22 protein-coding genes and 1 pseudogene are annotated in these 17,317 nt (G+C 38.4%); 11 read left to right on the top strand and 12 right to left on the bottom strand.

The features are described 5' to 3' along the window. Window positions 1-140 precede the first annotated feature (140 nt). From ABDW32_RS20425 to ABDW32_RS20380, 10 genes and pseudogenes are all read left to right on the top strand, one after another. Window positions 141-515, top strand: a pseudogene (locus ABDW32_RS20425) (hypothetical protein); the annotation flags it as partial. 184 nt (window positions 516-699) lie between these two features. Next, window positions 700-1,785, top strand: a complete 1,086-nt coding sequence (locus ABDW32_RS20420; protein ID WP_343565687.1) for a hypothetical protein — start codon at window positions 700-702, stop codon at window positions 1,783-1,785. 10 nt (window positions 1,786-1,795) lie between these two features. Continuing rightward, a complete protein-coding gene (locus tag ABDW32_RS20415; protein ID WP_343565686.1) occupies window positions 1,796-2,344 on the top strand; it encodes an RNA 2'-phosphotransferase in 549 nt (182 codons plus the stop codon). A 183-nt stretch (window positions 2,345-2,527) separates the two neighbouring features. After that, window positions 2,528-3,145 carry a hypothetical protein gene (locus ABDW32_RS20410; RefSeq protein ID WP_343565685.1) on the top strand — a complete coding sequence of 206 codons (618 nt, stop codon included), beginning with the start codon at window positions 2,528-2,530 and terminating at the stop codon, window positions 3,143-3,145. 213 nt (window positions 3,146-3,358) lie between these two features. Beyond that, the gene (locus ABDW32_RS20405; protein WP_077433838.1) at window positions 3,359-3,739 is read left to right on the top strand and encodes a hypothetical protein; all 381 of its coding nucleotides are present in this window, start codon (window positions 3,359-3,361) and stop codon (window positions 3,737-3,739) included. A gap of 90 nt (window positions 3,740-3,829) precedes the next feature. Next, entirely contained in the window at window positions 3,830-4,489 is a 660-nt protein-coding gene (locus ABDW32_RS20400) for an SCO family protein (RefSeq protein WP_343565684.1), read from the top strand. Window positions 4,490-4,503: 14 nt separating this feature from the next. Beyond that, complete coding sequence (locus tag ABDW32_RS20395) at window positions 4,504-5,352, top strand: FixH family protein (RefSeq protein ID WP_343565683.1); 849 nt, start codon at window positions 4,504-4,506, stop codon at window positions 5,350-5,352. 66 nt (window positions 5,353-5,418) lie between these two features. Next, entirely contained in the window at window positions 5,419-5,916 is a 498-nt protein-coding gene (locus tag ABDW32_RS20390; protein ID WP_343565682.1) for a c-type cytochrome, read from the top strand. Between the two features lie 156 nt (window positions 5,917-6,072). After that, complete coding sequence (locus ABDW32_RS20385; protein WP_343565681.1) at window positions 6,073-8,193, top strand: TonB-dependent receptor; 2,121 nt, start codon at window positions 6,073-6,075, stop codon at window positions 8,191-8,193. A gap of 219 nt (window positions 8,194-8,412) precedes the next feature. Beyond that, window positions 8,413-9,384: an Rpn family recombination-promoting nuclease/putative transposase gene (locus ABDW32_RS20380; protein WP_343565680.1), complete on the top strand. Its 972-nt coding sequence runs from the start codon at window positions 8,413-8,415 to the stop codon at window positions 9,382-9,384. A gap of 78 nt (window positions 9,385-9,462) precedes the next feature. Here the strand turns inward: ABDW32_RS20380 and ABDW32_RS20375 are convergent, their stop codons facing one another. The 9 genes from ABDW32_RS20375 to ABDW32_RS20335 form a co-directional block, all read right to left on the bottom strand. Continuing rightward, window positions 9,463-9,630 (bottom strand): hypothetical protein, encoded by a 168-nt coding sequence (locus tag ABDW32_RS20375; RefSeq protein WP_343565679.1) that lies wholly within the window; start codon window positions 9,628-9,630, stop codon window positions 9,463-9,465. A 31-nt stretch (window positions 9,631-9,661) separates the two neighbouring features. Next, a complete protein-coding gene (locus ABDW32_RS20370) occupies window positions 9,662-10,339 on the bottom strand; it encodes an SMI1/KNR4 family protein (protein ID WP_343565678.1) in 678 nt (225 codons plus the stop codon). Window positions 10,340-10,417: 78 nt separating this feature from the next. After that, window positions 10,418-10,549: a hypothetical protein gene (locus ABDW32_RS20365; protein ID WP_343565677.1), complete on the bottom strand. Its 132-nt coding sequence runs from the start codon at window positions 10,547-10,549 to the stop codon at window positions 10,418-10,420. Between the two features lie 6 nt (window positions 10,550-10,555). Continuing rightward, the gene (locus tag ABDW32_RS20360; protein ID WP_343565676.1) at window positions 10,556-11,044 is read right to left on the bottom strand and encodes a hypothetical protein; all 489 of its coding nucleotides are present in this window, start codon (window positions 11,042-11,044) and stop codon (window positions 10,556-10,558) included. Beyond that, on the bottom strand, window positions 11,031-11,618 hold the full coding sequence (locus ABDW32_RS20355; RefSeq protein WP_343565675.1) for a hypothetical protein: 588 nt from the start codon (window positions 11,616-11,618) through the stop codon (window positions 11,031-11,033). The genes ABDW32_RS20360 and ABDW32_RS20355 overlap by 14 nt, the downstream gene beginning before the upstream one ends. Before the next feature lie 60 nt (window positions 11,619-11,678). Further along, window positions 11,679-12,425 carry a metallophosphoesterase gene (locus tag ABDW32_RS20350; protein WP_343565674.1) on the bottom strand — a complete coding sequence of 249 codons (747 nt, stop codon included), beginning with the start codon at window positions 12,423-12,425 and terminating at the stop codon, window positions 11,679-11,681. Between the two features lie 84 nt (window positions 12,426-12,509). Continuing rightward, the gene (locus ABDW32_RS20345) at window positions 12,510-12,899 is read right to left on the bottom strand and encodes a hypothetical protein (RefSeq protein WP_343565673.1); all 390 of its coding nucleotides are present in this window, start codon (window positions 12,897-12,899) and stop codon (window positions 12,510-12,512) included. A 435-nt stretch (window positions 12,900-13,334) separates the two neighbouring features. Beyond that, complete coding sequence (locus ABDW32_RS20340) at window positions 13,335-14,102, bottom strand: tRNA(His) guanylyltransferase Thg1 family protein (protein WP_343565672.1); 768 nt, start codon at window positions 14,100-14,102, stop codon at window positions 13,335-13,337. Then, window positions 14,092-14,538, bottom strand: coding sequence for an AAA family ATPase (locus tag ABDW32_RS20335; protein ID WP_121124851.1), 447 nt, complete (start codon window positions 14,536-14,538; stop codon window positions 14,092-14,094). The genes ABDW32_RS20340 and ABDW32_RS20335 overlap by 11 nt, the downstream gene beginning before the upstream one ends. Before the next feature lie 317 nt (window positions 14,539-14,855). Between ABDW32_RS20335 and ABDW32_RS20330 the strand changes: the two genes are divergently transcribed. Then, window positions 14,856-15,611, top strand: a complete 756-nt coding sequence (locus tag ABDW32_RS20330) for a DUF6882 domain-containing protein (protein ID WP_343565671.1) — start codon at window positions 14,856-14,858, stop codon at window positions 15,609-15,611. Window positions 15,612-15,826: 215 nt separating this feature from the next. Here the strand turns inward: ABDW32_RS20330 and ABDW32_RS20325 are convergent, their stop codons facing one another. The 3 genes from ABDW32_RS20325 to ABDW32_RS20315 form a co-directional block, all read right to left on the bottom strand. Continuing rightward, window positions 15,827-16,462, bottom strand: a complete 636-nt coding sequence (locus ABDW32_RS20325) for a pentapeptide repeat-containing protein (protein WP_343565670.1) — start codon at window positions 16,460-16,462, stop codon at window positions 15,827-15,829. Between the two features lie 215 nt (window positions 16,463-16,677). Continuing rightward, window positions 16,678-17,085, bottom strand: coding sequence for a GNAT family N-acetyltransferase (locus ABDW32_RS20320; protein ID WP_343565669.1), 408 nt, complete (start codon window positions 17,083-17,085; stop codon window positions 16,678-16,680). After that, on the bottom strand, window positions 17,069-17,317 hold a 249-nt coding region (locus tag ABDW32_RS20315), incomplete at its 5' end, for a hypothetical protein (RefSeq protein ID WP_343565668.1). The genes ABDW32_RS20320 and ABDW32_RS20315, both read right to left, overlap by 17 nt.

The raw sequence follows: 17,317 nt of genomic DNA, 5'->3' as shown, positions 1-17,317 counted from the left end.
AGAAAAGTGAGTTGGTTAGTGCCACTACCCAACTGAAACTTCTTGCTGCTGACGGGAAAAGGTATAATTCGGATATGCTGGATCATGATGGCATAATCGCTTTAGGAAAGACTTTCCCTAGCACCAAAGCAAACCGTTTTATAGAATGGTTTACCTATAGCGACGAAACCATCGACGGTAAGAGTAAAAGTAAAGCTTATGCCCTGTTTGAAAGCTCATTCATTGAAAGCATTGAAGTAGGCACTGTCAAAGGTCTACAGCAGATACATGCCTATTTATTTGGTGGACTGTATGATTTCGCGGGACAGATCCGCGCAAAGAATATTGCCAAAGGAGGCTTTCAATTTGCGATAGTAGACAAATATGTGGAAATGAACATTGCTCATCCATTTATGGAAGGCAACGGACGAAGTACGCGTATTTGGCTGGATCTCATGTTCAAAAAGCAATTAAAAAAATGTGTAGACTGGAGCAAAATATCCAAAGCCGATTATCACCAAGCCATGATAAAGAGCGTATCGAATAGTCAACCATTGAAAATATTTGATCTTAGCCAGTTCGTCTTGGAAATGAAAACTGGTAATTGGAACTGAATAAAATGGATATTAGATACAGCAGGAGGGATGAAGTTTAGAATTTATTTTCTAATTTGCTGGATTGCGTATATTTGAGATTGATGCACAATAATACCAAGGCAGCGTGACAGTAGTAGAAAAATATATAACTGAACTCGACTTAGTCCGACAGAACCCAAAACTCTTGGACAATTATCGCTTTGACAAAGACGCCATAGATTCAAAACACTTTGACCGATTAAGACTAAATATTGCAATTTACAATGATCTTAAACAGACCGACTATGAAATCGTAAAGTATCTTTTTGAAGAAGAAAAGGAATGGCGAAAATATGGAAAAGACGGTGCTATTGATAATTTATATTTCTGTGCCTTCATTCTGACACTTTTCAATTCTCCCGAAATCGTTTGGTTGTTTCTTGAAGCTAAAAATATTGATTTTGATAGCGGAATTGGATTTGATGGTGAATATTTGGTTTCGGCAGGACTCAAAGAAACCTACCAATATTTAAAAACAGTGGACAACCCAATGAAAACTGAACTGTTAAAGTATATTGGAGAAGCGGAAGAAAGTTGTATTTATTCGCAGGCAGACATTGACGATTGGAAAGAAATGAAGAAGTCCTATTTCAGATGTTACAAATTACCAATTCAGGACGAACTGTATTTTCTCTATTCGACAAATGAAAGAGAACTATTTTTGACAAAACTACCTGAATGGATCAAACAAGATAAAGCTTGGACTGAGGAAGAGCTAGGTTTGTATAGGACATACGCGAAATATGCAGACGACAAGGTTTCAGAGATAGAAGCTTATAAATTGACACTCAAAAAAATTGATAAAGATTTTCTAACCGACATCTACAATCGACAATTGGCAGAGTTATATGTTGAGACCGGTGAAAATAATAAAGCTCTTGAAATCCTTGAGGGCGTAATAAAAGGAACAGATAACCACAATATGATAAGAGATTGTATTGAACAACTTTGCAGAATAATTATTAGAACAAACAGCTCATCAAATGAGATAGCTAAGAATTCATATCATATTATAAAAGTTCAATATAAAAAGTACAAAAATTTTTCACCAATGGTGGACGGTTTAATTAAGGACGTGACAGAAATAATGAAAGAGGAAAAAATTACTGCACATAACAGCAGCTTGCCAAAAGCGGCGCGGACGTGGTGGCAGAGACTTTTAGGCTCCTAATATTAGAATTATGGGTAATAGCGAAATAAACATAAGCAAGTTTTTAAGTTTGGTATTACGACACCAACCTGAAACAATCGGTATTCAACTTGACCAAAATGGTTGGACTGATGTAGATAACTTAATTGAAAAAGTAAACAACTACGGAATAAAGTTAGACAGAGAAACGCTTAGTCACATTGTAGCAACAAATTCTAAAAAGAGATTTGCATTTAATGATACACTTGATAGGATACGAGCTAGTCAAGGACATTCAGTAGAAATTGAGTTAGGCTACACAAATCAAAAACCACCAGAAATTTTATACCACGGAACAAGTGAAAAATCAGTCCAATCCATTTTAAACGCAGGACTTGAAAAACGGAATAGACAACATGTTCATTTAAGTAGCGACATTGAAACAGCAATAAAAGTTGGCCAAAGACATGGGAAACCATTTGTTTTCAAAGTGCTTGCAGAACAAATGTATAATGACAATTTTCGGTTTTTCGTTTCAGACAATGGTGTTTGGCTGACAGAGGATGTACCGATAAAATACCTGAAACAAAATGATGAATAAAAATAAACCCCGCATAATTGGAAAAATACATAGGAATGATGCCCCACCAGCTTGCGAAATTCTAGTATAATTTTTACGTTCAGGAACAGGAAAATCTTGGAGTTACACTGTCCGACAGAAGTCCTTGAAGCGGTCAGCGCACATATTGAAACCTTTAAAATCGATATTAAATATTCATAAGGTATGGAAGTTACAATTAACAGGTTTTGGAGCATTGATGACGATGAGGGGCTATCAAGAGCTTCTATTCTGCTCAAAAGACCCCGAGTTGATGCCCAGATATCCCATTACGTTTTTGATTACATATGGACTAAAATATTGAGTCCCAAAAAGTTAATGCAGAAAGGGAATTATTCGTTTACATTATCTTTTGATGTGATGAATGAGACCCATAAGTTTTTTTATGACTCTATCTACAATACGGATACGGTAAAATTTCATCCGGCCTACAGGAACAGAAAATACAATGGGATGACGACCACGGAAGTTTCTATTTCCTGTAAATGCAATCTTTTCGATGAGCAGATTACTCCCGAAGTATATGCCGGGTTCGTGTATGATATGTTTGGGTCTTATTTTGTTGAAGCCTTTAAAAAAGTCAGCAAGGAAGAGCTTGACACAGGCAAACAAAAAATGGATTTTTCTGAAATCAATAAATTTCCGTTTCCGGCATCTTTTGACAGCCAGAAATATGGTGGAGACAGCGGGGGCGTAGAAAAGAGAGTTGTCAATTTTGTCGTTGATGAATCATCTGATGCTTTTATGTTCAGGGAGACATATATTGCGCATTATGGATTTTAGCAATGAAACAAAATCAACAGCCTTGGTCGATGACCGCCTTTTGTCCGCTGAGCCTACCGTTAGATTCAATGGTAAGATGCATAGGGAAATAACTATATCTCACTTCCAAGTAAATATTACAGTTTAGTAATGTCCTTAAATAATTTTCAATTCTTCCTCCGATAAGGTTGCTTATTCCATCTTTCGTTTTTATATTTGGCGGATTAACTAAACATGAAAGCGAAACAGTTCATATGGATCTTATTGCCATTGATGCTCTTACAGAGCTTCTCAAATGTATGGCTATGGTCTGTATTTGAATTGAACAGGGATTATATCGCACGCAATGAATGTGTGAATCGCTTTAATGAAAAAGCACTGTCCTGTCGTGGTCAGTGTATTTTGATGAAGAAAATGCGCGAACATGAGGAAAAAGAACAAAAAAATCTTGAATCCCGTATTATTGACGTAGTCTTTATCGACAACTCCCACAATTTTTCTTTTGATATGTCTTCCATATGCAATGAAGATTGTATTAGTTTGTCTTACCCAGAGTACAAACAAGATTATTCCTACAATCCCACTTTTACAATTTTCCATCCACCCTTGGTTTAAATTATTTTATAACGTGTGAGCAATTGATAAGCTATTCGACGAGATGGCATTTTCAATTGCAATAGTTAATAATAATTAAATCAAAATCTCATGAGCACATATTCCCGTATAGGGATAGTTGTGGCCTTATCTTCATTTTTGGCATCTCAATTTATTGCATGTACGCCATCATCCTCTTCCGGTCCGCTCCCTATCTTAGGTGAGCGAGACATTAAGGAAAGGATTAACGATGGTGTTAAGGTCATCGATACTTTATACCATACAATACCCGATTTTACACTGTTGGATCAGGACAGTAGCATGGTGTCCAAAAAGACATTGAAAGGAAAAATCTACCTAGCTGATTTCTTTTTCACGCGTTGTCCTACAATCTGCCCGATCACCTCCCGCAATCTGCTTAAATTAGCAAAGCACTTTGCGAACGACCCTAGAATCGTGATCGTATCGCACACCGTAGACCCCAAATACGACAGGCCCTATGTGTTGAAGCGCTATGCAGCAGAACTGGGAGCACCATCCAATTGGCTTTTCCTCAACGGTCCGAAAACCGAGCTGTATAAGCTCGCTGGTGCTGACGGTTATTTCTCGTTTGCACAGGAAGATCCGAATGCTCCAGGAGGATTCGACCATAGTGGTGCCTTTACACTTGTCGATACTGCTTTTAGGGTCAGAGCCGTATACGACGGGACAAAAACAGATTCAATTCCAAAAATCATAGCCGATATCCAGCTTTTGCTGGATAAAGGATAGCAAAAAACAATTCAATGAATTTATCAAAACAAGTATTCCAATTTCTCGTGGCACTTTCGGTTGTCCTATCTGCTATTGCCTGTACTGAACAGAATTCCCAGAAAAAACATGTTGGTGCCCATGATTCCGCGACACCTGCTATTCCAGACGAATCTAAGCTAATTGCTATCGCAGATACCGTCTACAAGGGCTTGACATTTAAGGTCTATGCCGATGCTAAACTTGACAATAAATACCATACGGTTTATTTACAGGTAAAGGACAAAGATGGTAAACCCTTCAATAGTTCATCACTTGACTTTTACCCACAGATGGATATGGGAATGATGAAGCATGGAGGACCTTTTGAACATCCTGTTGCCCTGGGCGAGGGTTGGTACCGAGGGTCAATGGTGTTTATCATGGCTGATATACCGGATATGGGACCGGGTTGGCATTTGTATACAATCCTTGAAACGGAAGGGAAAAAGGATACCATAGCCATAAAACTTCCCGTATCCGCTGCAAAGACAATGCGGACGATGAGTTCCGGTACACGGGATGATAGCCGCGTGTTTATATCCAATCTGCTGCCGGATACCGTAAAGCAAGGAAAGCATCCGATCAAATTTCTGATGAGTAGGATGGAGCAGCATGATTTTCCACCATTGGATGGATACCTCATCAAGCTGAAAACAACTATGCCAGCTATGGGGCATGGCTCATCGGGTAATAAGGATGCTGAATCCATTGGACAAGGTTACTATGAAGGAGAAATAAACTTCTCCATGGCCGGCCAATGGGAAATTATCGTTGAGTTGTGGAAAGACGGCAAGAAAGCAAATCAGGATGATATCAAATACCAGGTCTACATCATTAAGTAAAAATTGGGGCGGTTGCTGGCTGTACCATAGTTTATAAAGTTTTTAATCACCATAACATAAAGAGAAATGAACAAACGAATCAACGTAATCCTTTCCTGTCTCGCTATCATCGGGATGATCGCCTGCGGAGGCAATGGAGACAAGAAGAAAGAAAGCAACAGTAGTACAACGGCAAACCAACCGGCAGCTTCAGCAGAAGCAGCCATGTTGGATTTTAAATCAGATGGATCCAAAGGAGTGGGCCCTGTTAGCGCTGTCGAACGCAAACCATTTGACGCACAGCTAGCCAATAAAGGCCTGGAGCTCTTTGTGTCCAAATGTGCCATGTGCCACGATTTCGAACGTACCTTGGTGGGGCCTTCGTTGGATGGCGTTGTAAAGCGGCGTACGCCAGAGTGGATCATGAATATGATGCTGGATCCCGCGACTATGCTCGAAAAAGACGCCGATGCAATAGCGCTGAGCAAAGGTTTCAGTTCTCCTATGATTAGCTTAGGACTGCAGCAGGACGAAGGCAGAGCTATTTTGGAATATTTGAGAGAACGTAACAGCGCTGCGAAATAAGCCAGCTATGCAAACCCGCAAAATCAGATTGTTGTTTGTACCAGGATGGCTTGAGCTATATTGTTACAGGCAACAAATCTGTTGTGGGTATATATTGGTCAAATTTAATTTATTATACCCTTGAAAACGCTATACTTAAAGTCTTTTTTAATTTTTATGCTTCTATTTACAATTTTTAGCGCCGATGCGCAGGCGCACCATGCTGATACGCTATTGCCAAAACAGCTTGACTCTGTTTTTATTAAATCCCAGTTTAGGAAAGATAGGTCTAGCTATCAGTCAGCAAGGATAAACATACCTGATTACGAGAATCCACAGGTTACAACAAGTGTAGGTATCAACCTGACTAAAAATAGAAACTATTATACCCAGACAGCTATGTTGGCAAATGCAGCGGGGGTGACACCCAGCTGGGCAGGGGTTGCACCGTATTTCACTATTCGTGGATTTCGTACCAGAAGCAATTTTAGAAATGGCCTCAATGCTTACTTACACTATAGCGATGACAATAGCAACATACAACAGCTGGATGTAATCAAAGGACCGAGTGGTACCTTGTTTGGTGGTACAAATATGGCTTTCGGGGGATTGATCAATGTTCTCACCTATATTCCCGTGGATAGTACATTTACAACTATTTCGCTCGCAGCGGGCAACAATGCCCTGCACCGTGGCAGTGTTGAAATAAATACAGCACTTGATTCAGCACACAGATCCCTGTTCAGAATGTTTGCGACATTCACCTCCAGAAAGAGTTTCCAGGATCAGGGATTGAATAAAAGCCTTTTTCTGGCACCAAGTTTTAGCTACCAGCTGAGTCCTGACCTTAAGGTTAGGATCGAAGCCGAATTCTTGCGGAGAAATACCACCAATAATCCTTTGTTTACACCTGGCAATCCCCTTATCGGCGGCGTTGCCACAAACGTACAGCATGCGAACGATCTCCATCTGGACTACTTCAGTTCTTATACGAATAACAGCTTGCTATGGCGAACCTCCTCACTGAATTTTTATGGAAAGATAAGCTATGCCATCTCGCCGTTTTGGCAGTCTGAAACAAACCTCGCCAGTACAAACAGCACGTCCAATGGCGATTATCAGACAAACCTGCTGCTCGACAATAATACTGCGGTAGCAAGGAAGGTATTACACTATGAATCCGAGGATATCAGCAACTATCAGGTTCAGCAAAACTTTATCGGTAATTTTAAGCTAGGAGGCTGGGACAATAAATTACTGATCGGTCTTGACTACCAGCGCTATAGTTATGGGGCAAATTATAAAAATGCAGGTTATGTGGATACGGTATCGCTTGCTGATCCTTCGACTACAGCAAATTTATTTCATGCAGACCTGATCCGCGGTATCGTACTTTCCAGGCAGCCCAACAATTCGGTCGCTCCTCAGAACAGCTACTCGGCTTATGTTTCAGATGTCATCAAACCCACCGATGCGTTGACGCTGATGTTCAGTGCCCGGTACGACAGATTGATCAATTTGGGTACGAAGGATCTGTTGACTGGCATTACAACTGCGGATTATAAGCAGTCGTCCCTTACACCTAAAATAGGGCTGACTTATCAGCTTATTCCAAAAATTATAACAGTTTTCGGAAATTATATGAGCGGATTTCAAAATCTCGCACCGACAAGTGCCAACGGCATTCTATATAATTTTAAACCCCAATACGGCAACCAGTTCGAGTCCGGTGTCAAAATAGCGGTTCCAAACAATGCACTTGACCTTACACTGAGCTACTATGATATCCGGGTACGCAATTCGGTGATTACAGATCCAGCAGATGCCACAAAATATATTCAGGGAGGAAAACAGTATAGTCGTGGTGTAGAGTTCGATATACAGTCCGAACCTCTGACCAATTTTTTTATCCATGCGGGTGGAGCGTACAACGCTAGTAAGTTAACGGTTGCTGATGCTGCCGTTCAGGGATTAAGGCCTGTAAATGCTGGTCCAAAATGGTCTTTCACCTGGTATGCTAGCTATGAACTGCCGGCAAATAAGGATAGCAAGTGGAATGTTGGGTTAGGAGGAAATTATGTTGGTCAGGATCTGATTATTAACAGTACAAGTGCTGGAAGTTTTTATACAGACGCTTATACACTTTGCAATGCTAATATAGGTTATGTTTATCGACAATTTCAATGTAAATTGACCGCCGAAAATCTATTTAATACCCGTTATTATTATGGAGGTAGGGGTTTTATCACTCCTGGTAACCTGCGGCAATGCATTTTGGCTATGGCCTTGCATTTTTAGTGCTGTGATCTTATCATCTACAATAGTTTATCTGTGCTTCTAAAACATCAGTATTTAAAAGATAAAAGGCAGAGAATCCGGAAAATGTAACTTTTCAGCTCTGCGATTGATTATCAATATAAATTACTTTCTTGTCTGTGTTCTTTTTTTTTTGCTAATTATGTTAGTATTTTTAAATCTATTATTGTATATTTGCCTGATAACCAATTAATAAGTATTATGGCTAAATCAAAAAGACATTTAGGTAGGTATGTAGATCCACGTACCGATTTCGGTTGGAAATTTTACTTTGGTAGAGAGGACAACAAAATCTTACTAATTGAGTTTCTCAATAGTCTATTTCATGGAGAGAAGATAATTTCGGATCTAAGATTTAAGCCTGTAGAACAAGATGGCGACTATGAGGAAATGCGTCGTGTTGTATTTGATTTACATTGTATCGGCAACGATGGCGAGGTTTTCATCATTGAGATGCAGCAGCTCTTTCAAGAATTTTTTAAGGACCGCGCGGTGTATTATACCTCACGTCTGATCAATAAACAATTGGCGCGAGGCAAGAAGGGCAGTGATTATTACCTACCGGAGGTTTACTTTATTGGTATTTTGGAGTTTGATATGGATAGAAACGGAAGTTCTGGTATATCCCGTGTCACAGAGCGCCCTTATTTCTATGATGTGGCGCTTTGTGACAAATTGACCAAAGAAATATTTTATGATAAATTGGGGTATAAAATGATTTCGCTTCCATTGTTTAATAAACAGCCGGAAGAACTAAAGACAGTGATGGATCAATGGTTGTACTTACTTAAACACTTGAGTACCATGGATAGATTGCCATCATTTTTGGATAAAAGAATATTTGGTCTTATCTTTGAGATAGGAGAGATAGGTAAATTAACGGAGGAGGAACTCATGTCATACGAAGCAAGTTTAAAACATAAGCGCGATGCGGAGAGCGTATTCAATTCGGCCATGAAATCCGGAGAAGCTTTAGGTCACGCTAAAGGTTTGGCGGAAGGTTTGGCAGAAGGTAAAGCTAAAGGTTTGGCAGAAGGTAAAGCTAAAGGTCTGGCAGAAGGGGAGCGCAAAAAAGCTCTTGAGACTGCCAAAGCATTTAAGGAAATGGGATTACCTATAGCTGATATTGCTAAAGGCACAGGGCTTTCAGTCGAAGAGGTCGAAAAACTCTAAGGTTCTATAATTGCAGCTATCTTAAAGGTTTTCTGTCTTACATAACGGAATTAATTCTATTTGCGAAAAAGTCCTTAATTAATTCCCATTTAATGCAGCGAATTTAAATGTTGGATATGCGTCATATAAACGACCAGTCCCATCATAATACTGACCTACAACAAAGTCTTCCTGCTGTATCAACTTATCTTTTGTAGCGTACAACAAGGTCTCGTCCAAATCCAATACTAAAAGAGTTTCCTTCATATACTACGATTTCATTTATTGGATTCAGACTTTAATATCCAAATTCCTCGAAGTTCGCCCTGCCCATTGCTATCCAGCTTTCCCAATAGGACCGACCAGTAGAACCCGCCCCGTCTGGATCGATAGCATAAAAGTCAGCGATTACTTCAAAATGTTTCCTTGTATTAGTTTCGTTCAGAAAATGGGTCAAGCATGCCAACATCTTGTCGAATGATGAAAAGATAATTTCGCTCAATCCGTCGAGTTCGCCATCATATTCGTGGTCGTAGACTCTAATCGGATAATCTTTTGTTTCTACGGAGCCTCTCGTATCAAATACCAGTGGTCCAGTATCATTGCCTTCACTCGCAAATGGAATCAGGCCGAGGGGGATGAGTTGTTCAGGTATGTACCAGTCTAGATTGGATATTATTTCCGCTAACGGTTTGGAAGGCAAGGAGTGAGGTAACCGAACTATCGAACAATCACACTCAGCAAAGAAATAACGTTTATGCCATTCAATAAAGCTTTCAGGTAAAGTAACACCAAATTGTATCGCTACTCTTTTGTAATCTTCAGCGGTCATTGTCCCTGGAGTTGGTTTCCATTTATACCAGCCATCTTCGTTTACCTCGGACGCTATCATGTCTTTTGGAATATCTTCTGTGTAAACAGAACCTACTTCCTTGGTCAAATACGCGTTAAAAAATTGGTCGATTTTGTCGGTCATTTGCAGTCAGTTTTATCACTCTAAAAGTATCGCTTTGCATCTAATATATAAAAAGAGTTTTTGGAATGGAGAATAAATTTAGCGCGAACCATCTAAGGGCTCAAAAGTTATCTCTCCGGCATGATGCTTCCTTAATTGATCGATTAATGGGATACAAGATTCATCATAAGCGATATGTGTAAGACCATATTTATCGCAATTACCTTCCATAGATTCTTATTTACGTGTTGAGCGTACTCTTTTCAACTTAAATACAGTGTATCCGATCAAGGGAAATATGGCAGAGAGAATAGTATAAATGCATTTGGCTTGGAATTGCCAATTTATATTCAATGGGAGCGGTATTTCCTTGATGAGATAAGCTATTAAAACATCATATGCTATGTAATAAGCCTCAGGAATCAGCCATAAAATCGTGATATTTATATTGGTATTAAACTGATAATTTCCCGTAATGAGTACACACGATATAAGTATGATCAACCCAATCAATGCTGGCCAGAATATGGAGAAAATCTTTCTATTTCTTTGCGCTTGTAGGTGTCCTGCATAAATAAGTGCTGCAACCTGCAATCCAAAGATAATCAGGTTAAAATTTAAATTCCCCGTAAAGTACCTCAGCCAATCACCGTCTGCGAATGCTGCATAAAATGTCAAAGCCATAAAACTGAGGTGTACAAATAGGGGAGCGTTAATTCTCTTCATTACCTATATTACGTTTATGGAATCTCAATGTTTTTATCGCTTTAAGAAGATCCTGTTCTGTTTGCGCTTTCAGGTTTGAACCGTGAAGATTAAATCGGACTTTTGAAGAGTCTCCCCATAGGTCGCCGACGTATATCCCCGTCGTACCTTTTCCTAATACCCTAGGAAATACGATTTTGGCAGGTCTATTATCAATGGTATCCCAGGATACATTTTGTTTTCTGTACATATCGGCATCGAGATCCAAATCCAGTATCGGCATATCTTTTACAATAATATAGTCCGAAGAGTCTGTTGCGCTTTCCTCCATCATTTGTCTCGTAATGATTTCTATATTATGTTCTGTCAGCGTATTTGAATACATACCCAGATCGAAGTAAAGCGTATCCGTGTTGTCTACAGCAATTGCACCGACATAACTGTCGATTCCATCTTGTTTGACCTGCTGCCATTTATAAGGAACTTCAATCGTAAATAGACCAAAATCCATTGTCTTTGTGCGAGTTGGATCCTTGCACCCAATAACGAGAACAGTGAGGACAGAAAGATGGAATTGTTTAATGAACTGTTTCATGCAATGGCTTATATCTTGAATTTACAAAATCCAATTGAGGCGAACAAATAAGAGAGCGGTTTAAATCTCTATAATAAGATTTTTATTAAATCCATTATGCGGCTCATCAATATATCCATGCGGGTTGCATATAATTTCGGTGTTGCCGATTTTATAGTTTACAGGAGTATGCAAATGGCCATGAATCCAATAGGAGGGTTGATGCTTTAAGATAAAGGCTTCCATATCCGAGACGTAAGCTGAACTGATTGGATCGTCCAAATACTTCATTGGCAGGGATTGAATGCTCGGCGCATGATGCGTCACTACGATATTATGCTTCGCTTGATTGACACTAAGACTCTCCTCCAGCCATTTCCTTGAAGTTTGGTGGATTCTAAACGTATCGATGCTTCTCAATTTGGCATAACTGTCACCTAGTCTGATCTTCTTATAATCATTCATACGGCTTTGACATAGCGACCCATATGCAGCAGGATTGCCCTTTAAGGAAAAATCAGTCCAGAGTGTGCAGCCATGGAAACAAACCTGGTCGATCTCCAAAGATTCATTTTCCAACACATGGATATTTGAGTTACTTGCGGCATCTTTGATTTTATGTAATGTTTTCGGATAGGCTCCCTTATAATACTCATGATTGCCCAGTACATAAATGATCGGCATATCCAAAGAAAGCGATTTGAGCCAGTTGATCCCTTTCACCCCTAGATCAGTATCTCCAGCCAATACAAGTACGTCTGCTATATTCAGATTGATATCGTTGTATCCAAATTCTCTATGCAGGTCGCTAACAATATGGATTTTCATCTTTGTCTTTTTGTATCAATATCTAATTTTAAATCACCTTTACTAAATAATAGAGGGTATGTATATTAATATATAAGTTAGTAGCTAATTTGATTCAGGCCTATTCCATTGTGGGATACCGATAAACATTTCATTGATAAATTGTTCTGTAAATCGCTGCATCCCGCCTTCTTCCTTGTCATAGTAAGCCTTTATTTTTGAACAAATTTTAGGGTTATAACAGAGTTTGATCCGTAGGTTTTCAATCCACTCGGCGCGGATTACAATCGTAATTAACCTTTTGGTATCCCTCGTCAATCCGATTACAGTAATATCTTCGGTCATACCGGCGAACCAATCTATAATATATACTTTGGTACCAGCGCTAAACTGTTTCGTGCCGATACGGGTCTGTCGTTTTCCTTCGCCATAGCTAATTTCCCGTTTGATGTTAGCTACTAATGTCCATAATGGAGCAGGTTCTAAATGACTCATAGTGAATTAATTCTATCGGAAATTTGCGCATATTTAAAAGCAATCCTTTGTTTTGGAAACATCAAATAAAGGTAATGATTTATGATGTAACCTTGTGTTTCTTTATCCAACTTGAAAAAATACAATTGACAACTGTTACTAGGCTGGTTAACAGCCAAATGATTAACGAGTAAAATAGCACACTTAATGATGCACCACCCTGAAAATTAGCGGGGTCTATGTATAGAAAAGTATTAAGTATAAGGCTAATGGACACAATAAGTATCAGTCGAACTTTTTCTCCTTTTCCGCCTACTAAAATCCGATAGATAATATAGCAGAACAGCAGGATGTATAATACATATACCATTTTAAATTCATGATCGATAGGAAACATAATGGATATCATATAATTTTTTAAAACATGTTCTAAGATTGCTTACATGTTCTAGTTCATTAAGCTTCATTCTTTTGGATCAAGTCGGCAATATAACGATTATAAGCATCCCCCATAGGCAGCTCCATATCGGTGGTCAATTGTCGTCGGATAACCTCAACTGTTTCATTCGACAAAGGATTAACACCTGTTGATTTCACATTTTCCCAATATATTCCAATTCCTCTTTTTTGCCAGTTCGGCAGGTCATTGAAATTTACACCATAGGTATGCAGCAGTTCGTTCTTCATTGAAACGCTAAGACCTTCAATTCGTTTGGTGGCCTCGTTTTTATTATTACCGTTTTGCCTTAGATTCCAGTAACAATGCGCATTTAACGCATTACGGTGAGCATCTTCATTCCGCCATCTGAAATAATCCTCGACGAGTAGCGCATTTGGCAATTCAGATATCCGACAATCGAATGCAGCAACATCACCTAACATAGAGGAGAATTTCGCACTTGCTTCACCTGCCATGATAGAAATCAATTTTCTGGTTTTTCTTCCGAATGTATTCTCACGTAAATGAAATAGTAGAGAGATTTCATCGCTTTCCGTAAATCCATAAATAATATTAAACCCACAGCACATGAGGTGCTTTACGGTTTCGACCATCATATCCCTAAACCGCTCGTCGAAAGGCGCTTGGAAATCATGTTTTTCTTTTGTCAGCTTTGTGAAATTCCGACCATCAATCCGCGCGACCATATACATTCCAGGTAGGACCTGCCTGTCCTGATATGTCTCATAAATACGTAATTTTTTATCTAGATCATCAAATTTCATTTTGCCAGTCTTTAATGGTAAATATGCCTGCATCTAAGGAAACATAATATAATTTGTCAAAGCCTTCGTCAAGAGCAGGTATCTGTAACTTCTTATGCGTACCGCGAATGCCGATATCGGGAATTCTTTCTTTATTTATTCTCGTACTATTTCTTTCCAGCGAGGACTGAAGGCTAGAGCTAAAGTAGTATCCTATTATTTTGTATTTATGTGTTTTAGCGAGTTGAATATACTTTGCTCGATCTGCTTTCGTCGGATTTGTATTATCTATGACAAAGGCCTGTTGTGTTTCAAGACAAGTTTTTATAAACCGCTCTTCCTTATTACGCGTATTCAGTAGATCCATCGAAATCCGAACATGGCTATTAAAATGATTCTCTTTGTAAAAAGAACTTTTTCCGCTCGCTTGGATTCCACAATAAATAATCAATTCCATCAAATAAAAAATAAATTTCTTCCATTATGAAACATAAGTAATAGCCCTTTTTAGTGGTCATCTTTTAAATTTCTAAGGAATGTGGCTAACAAGTTGCTGAATTTACAAAAGAGACTTTAAATAGACAAAATATATCACTCCATAGCGATAAGTTCCATATCTATTTAGTATATTGATTACAAATGATTATTCAAGCTTATAGGCAGTTATGGGATATGATGATGCTATATTGGTTGTTAATTCAATTTAAGAACCATCCTAAAAGCTATCAAGCTCTACATATTATAAAGGCTGCTGAAAATTAAAGATACACAACGTTGAAAATAGATTACGAACAGTTTGCCGATAAAAAATGTCGGGAACTTATGCAGATTCAGGAGAGGTTTATGGAACAATTGAGCATCAGCAGCTATCAGCATTGGTATTATGATGCTGAACTCGCTCTCTTGCGGCTATACAATGACGATACAGATCAATTGTATCTAAAATATATTCCTATTGGTACCTTTTCGCTTACATCAGAAACATGGATGTGGAGTTGGTTCAATGATCATAGTTTCGAGCCTAACAAGGACAGTACACTTGCTGTTAGGGAATTTGGCATCGTAAACGATTATCCAAAATTGACAGCAGGTACCTTCTCGGCTGATGAATTCGATTGTTGGGAGTTTACGGCGATATCATTAGCTACTTTGGGGGGGATAGGAGTATATAGAGCTCCCTCCGAAAAACTTCAAAGCTATCTTCTCATTACCGGTGTTTTGGAAGAAAATTCTCGGGAAGTTATTCATTTTAATCAGGCAAAAGTTGAATGCAAAATCCATGGGAGGTCGAGACCGGCCTTTGTTTGCCAGCATCTTAACTTGGAGCATCGGAAGGGATTTGAAGAGGCTTTTGAATCATACAAAGGGATGGAACTTGGTGAAGATGACGATTTTCAAGCATGGTGTGATGAATGTGAAAAGGTCAGGATCAGAAATAATGGTTGGAACCAATACGCTGAAGAGTTTGCAAAGATCAAACTGGTCTGTGAGTATTGTTACTTTGAACTAAAAAGCTTCAATTGCCATTAATCAGATTTTAGATATAATTATGTACAGTAAATTGATTTTGTTATTGGGCTGGTCAGTAAAATAGATATTCCCGTCCTTGTCCACTGCCGGCCTTTCTGTAAAGGCAAACTGCCGAGATATTAATTTCAGGCTGTCCTGATCAAACAATTGCGCCCTTACTTCTAAGCCTTTTAACTAGAAGAGTAATATTAGCAAGAATGCGGGATAGATCATAATTAGAATGTGATTACAATGCGGTCAGGGGTACCTGTACTTAATAATTTAGGATTTGACAAATCAACTTGATATAAAATTTCATCAAATGTTCTGTCTTTCGGTGGTACGCAAGTTGATAAATCACAATTGTCAAAACTTACAAAATTTCCAAAATTAGAATTGGAGAAATCACAGTTATTTAAACATACCTGAGGATCAGGATTAGAATCGTAGATGCCGTTAAATGTAACATCTTTAAATTTTGCATCAAACATGCAGTCCCGAAATTTACTGCCGTTAAAATTGACCGTTGTGAATTTTGCCTTTATAAATTTACAACCTATAAAATGTGTAAGATTAAAGCCTTTACTTTTATATTCACAATTTTCAAAAACACAGTTTTTATAAACTCCTTTATGGCTACCGATCGTTGTATTAGATAAATTAATTTTATGAAATGTACAATTTTCAAAATTTGATTCGTAAAAAATTCTGGAACCTTTTAAATCTGAGGAATCAAATAAACAGTTTTCAAAGTTTGTATTTTCAAATATGGCACTATTGAAATTTGTTTTTGTGAAATCATAATTCACAAAGTTTTGATTTGAAAATTTTGTTTTTAAATCTAAGGTTTTATTTTTATAATCTGTATTCATAGACTCATATTTAATAATTAATCCCAAAACACACCATTCCCTTCTCCAAAATCATCGTCATATTTTTTCTGTCGGGTTCCTTTTTCGCAATCTTTTTTGTTGTTTATCGATAATAAATATCCGAGCCAAAATTTCCTCGTCCTTTAGTTTCCAAATGTGATAAACTCGGATCTTCTTTAACAAGCTGTTGCTCGAGCTTTGTTATTTCCTTAGATTTAATGATCACCACCAGAATAGATCCACATCGGCTCCGTTTGACCAGCTCGTTCAAAGCCGTTCTTTTTATAAAACTCAATAGCCTTACCATCGGCGGTGAGCATCTGCATATGAAACCCTTTATAAATCTCTTGCATTTTATCCATAATCAAACGCCCAACTCCTTTGCCTTGATGGGAGGGTAGTACCAGTAGGTGAGGGTAATAAACGACGAGATACCCATCGGAAATTGCATTGCCGAGGCCCACTAATGTTGTACCATCCCAGGCAGTAACCAGAGAATGCGAATTTAAAAGTGCTTTTATCAGTAGTTCTGGTTTTTCGGCTGCACTCCATTTATTAGATTGATACAACTGCAGAATGTCATTTGCGTTCAAATCTCTATTTACACTAAGTTGTATGTTCATATATTATTCTGTAGTTTTTGTTTCCGCCGGAACCGTTATAGTTATCAGTTAGATTGAATGTATTTGCTAATTCATAGCCAATTTTAGACATATAGTTCAATATGAAGGCATACGACTTTTTATTGGTTAATATTTCGGAAAGCTTTTCACCTTCTGCGATCTGTTCATCTGAGTCTCCCAAGTCCACTTTCACCTTTAGTTTTTTCGATAAGAATTTTCCTTCTACACGTAT

The sequence above is a fragment of the Sphingobacterium sp. genome, assembly GCF_039596235.1.
GTDB lineage: Bacteria > Bacteroidota > Bacteroidia > Sphingobacteriales > Sphingobacteriaceae > Sphingobacterium.
Note: the sequence above shows the minus strand (reverse complement) of the source record. Positions and strands in the feature narration are given on the sequence as shown.

What these genes read in the sequence shown, in the direction of transcription:
- ABDW32_RS20400 (WP_343565684.1), top strand. Translation starts at nt 3,830, where the DNA reads ATGAGCACATATTCCCGTATAGGGATAGTTGTGGCCTTATCTTCATTT.
- ABDW32_RS20370 (WP_343565678.1), bottom strand. Translation starts at nt 10,339, where the DNA reads ATGACCGACAAAATCGACCAATTTTTTAACGCGTATTTGACCAAGGAA.
- ABDW32_RS20385 (WP_343565681.1), top strand. Translation starts at nt 6,073, where the DNA reads ATGCTTCTATTTACAATTTTTAGCGCCGATGCGCAGGCGCACCATGCT.
- ABDW32_RS20340 (WP_343565672.1), bottom strand. Translation starts at nt 14,102, where the DNA reads ATGAAATTTGATGATCTAGATAAAAAATTACGTATTTATGAGACATAT.
- ABDW32_RS20410 (WP_343565685.1), top strand. Translation starts at nt 2,528, where the DNA reads ATGGAAGTTACAATTAACAGGTTTTGGAGCATTGATGACGATGAGGGG.
- ABDW32_RS20395 (WP_343565683.1), top strand. Translation starts at nt 4,504, where the DNA reads ATGAATTTATCAAAACAAGTATTCCAATTTCTCGTGGCACTTTCGGTT.
- ABDW32_RS20325 (WP_343565670.1), bottom strand. Translation starts at nt 16,462, where the DNA reads ATGAATACAGATTATAAAAATAAAACCTTAGATTTAAAAACAAAATTT.
- ABDW32_RS20375 (WP_343565679.1), bottom strand. Translation starts at nt 9,630, where the DNA reads ATGAAGGAAACTCTTTTAGTATTGGATTTGGACGAGACCTTGTTGTAC.
- ABDW32_RS20335 (WP_121124851.1), bottom strand. Translation starts at nt 14,538, where the DNA reads ATGGAATTGATTATTTATTGTGGAATCCAAGCGAGCGGAAAAAGTTCT.
- ABDW32_RS20320 (WP_343565669.1), bottom strand. Translation starts at nt 17,085, where the DNA reads ATGAACATACAACTTAGTGTAAATAGAGATTTGAACGCAAATGACATT.
- ABDW32_RS20345 (WP_343565673.1), bottom strand. Translation starts at nt 12,899, where the DNA reads ATGAGTCATTTAGAACCTGCTCCATTATGGACATTAGTAGCTAACATC.
- ABDW32_RS20415 (WP_343565686.1), top strand. Translation starts at nt 1,796, where the DNA reads ATGGGTAATAGCGAAATAAACATAAGCAAGTTTTTAAGTTTGGTATTA.
- ABDW32_RS20380 (WP_343565680.1), top strand. Translation starts at nt 8,413, where the DNA reads ATGGCTAAATCAAAAAGACATTTAGGTAGGTATGTAGATCCACGTACC.
- ABDW32_RS20360 (WP_343565676.1), bottom strand. Translation starts at nt 11,044, where the DNA reads ATGAAGAGAATTAACGCTCCCCTATTTGTACACCTCAGTTTTATGGCT.
- ABDW32_RS20390 (WP_343565682.1), top strand. Translation starts at nt 5,419, where the DNA reads ATGAACAAACGAATCAACGTAATCCTTTCCTGTCTCGCTATCATCGGG.
- ABDW32_RS20405 (WP_077433838.1), top strand. Translation starts at nt 3,359, where the DNA reads ATGAAAGCGAAACAGTTCATATGGATCTTATTGCCATTGATGCTCTTA.
- ABDW32_RS20365 (WP_343565677.1), bottom strand. Translation starts at nt 10,549, where the DNA reads ATGGAAGGTAATTGCGATAAATATGGTCTTACACATATCGCTTATGAT.
- ABDW32_RS20355 (WP_343565675.1), bottom strand. Translation starts at nt 11,618, where the DNA reads ATGAAACAGTTCATTAAACAATTCCATCTTTCTGTCCTCACTGTTCTC.
- ABDW32_RS20350 (WP_343565674.1), bottom strand. Translation starts at nt 12,425, where the DNA reads ATGAAAATCCATATTGTTAGCGACCTGCATAGAGAATTTGGATACAAC.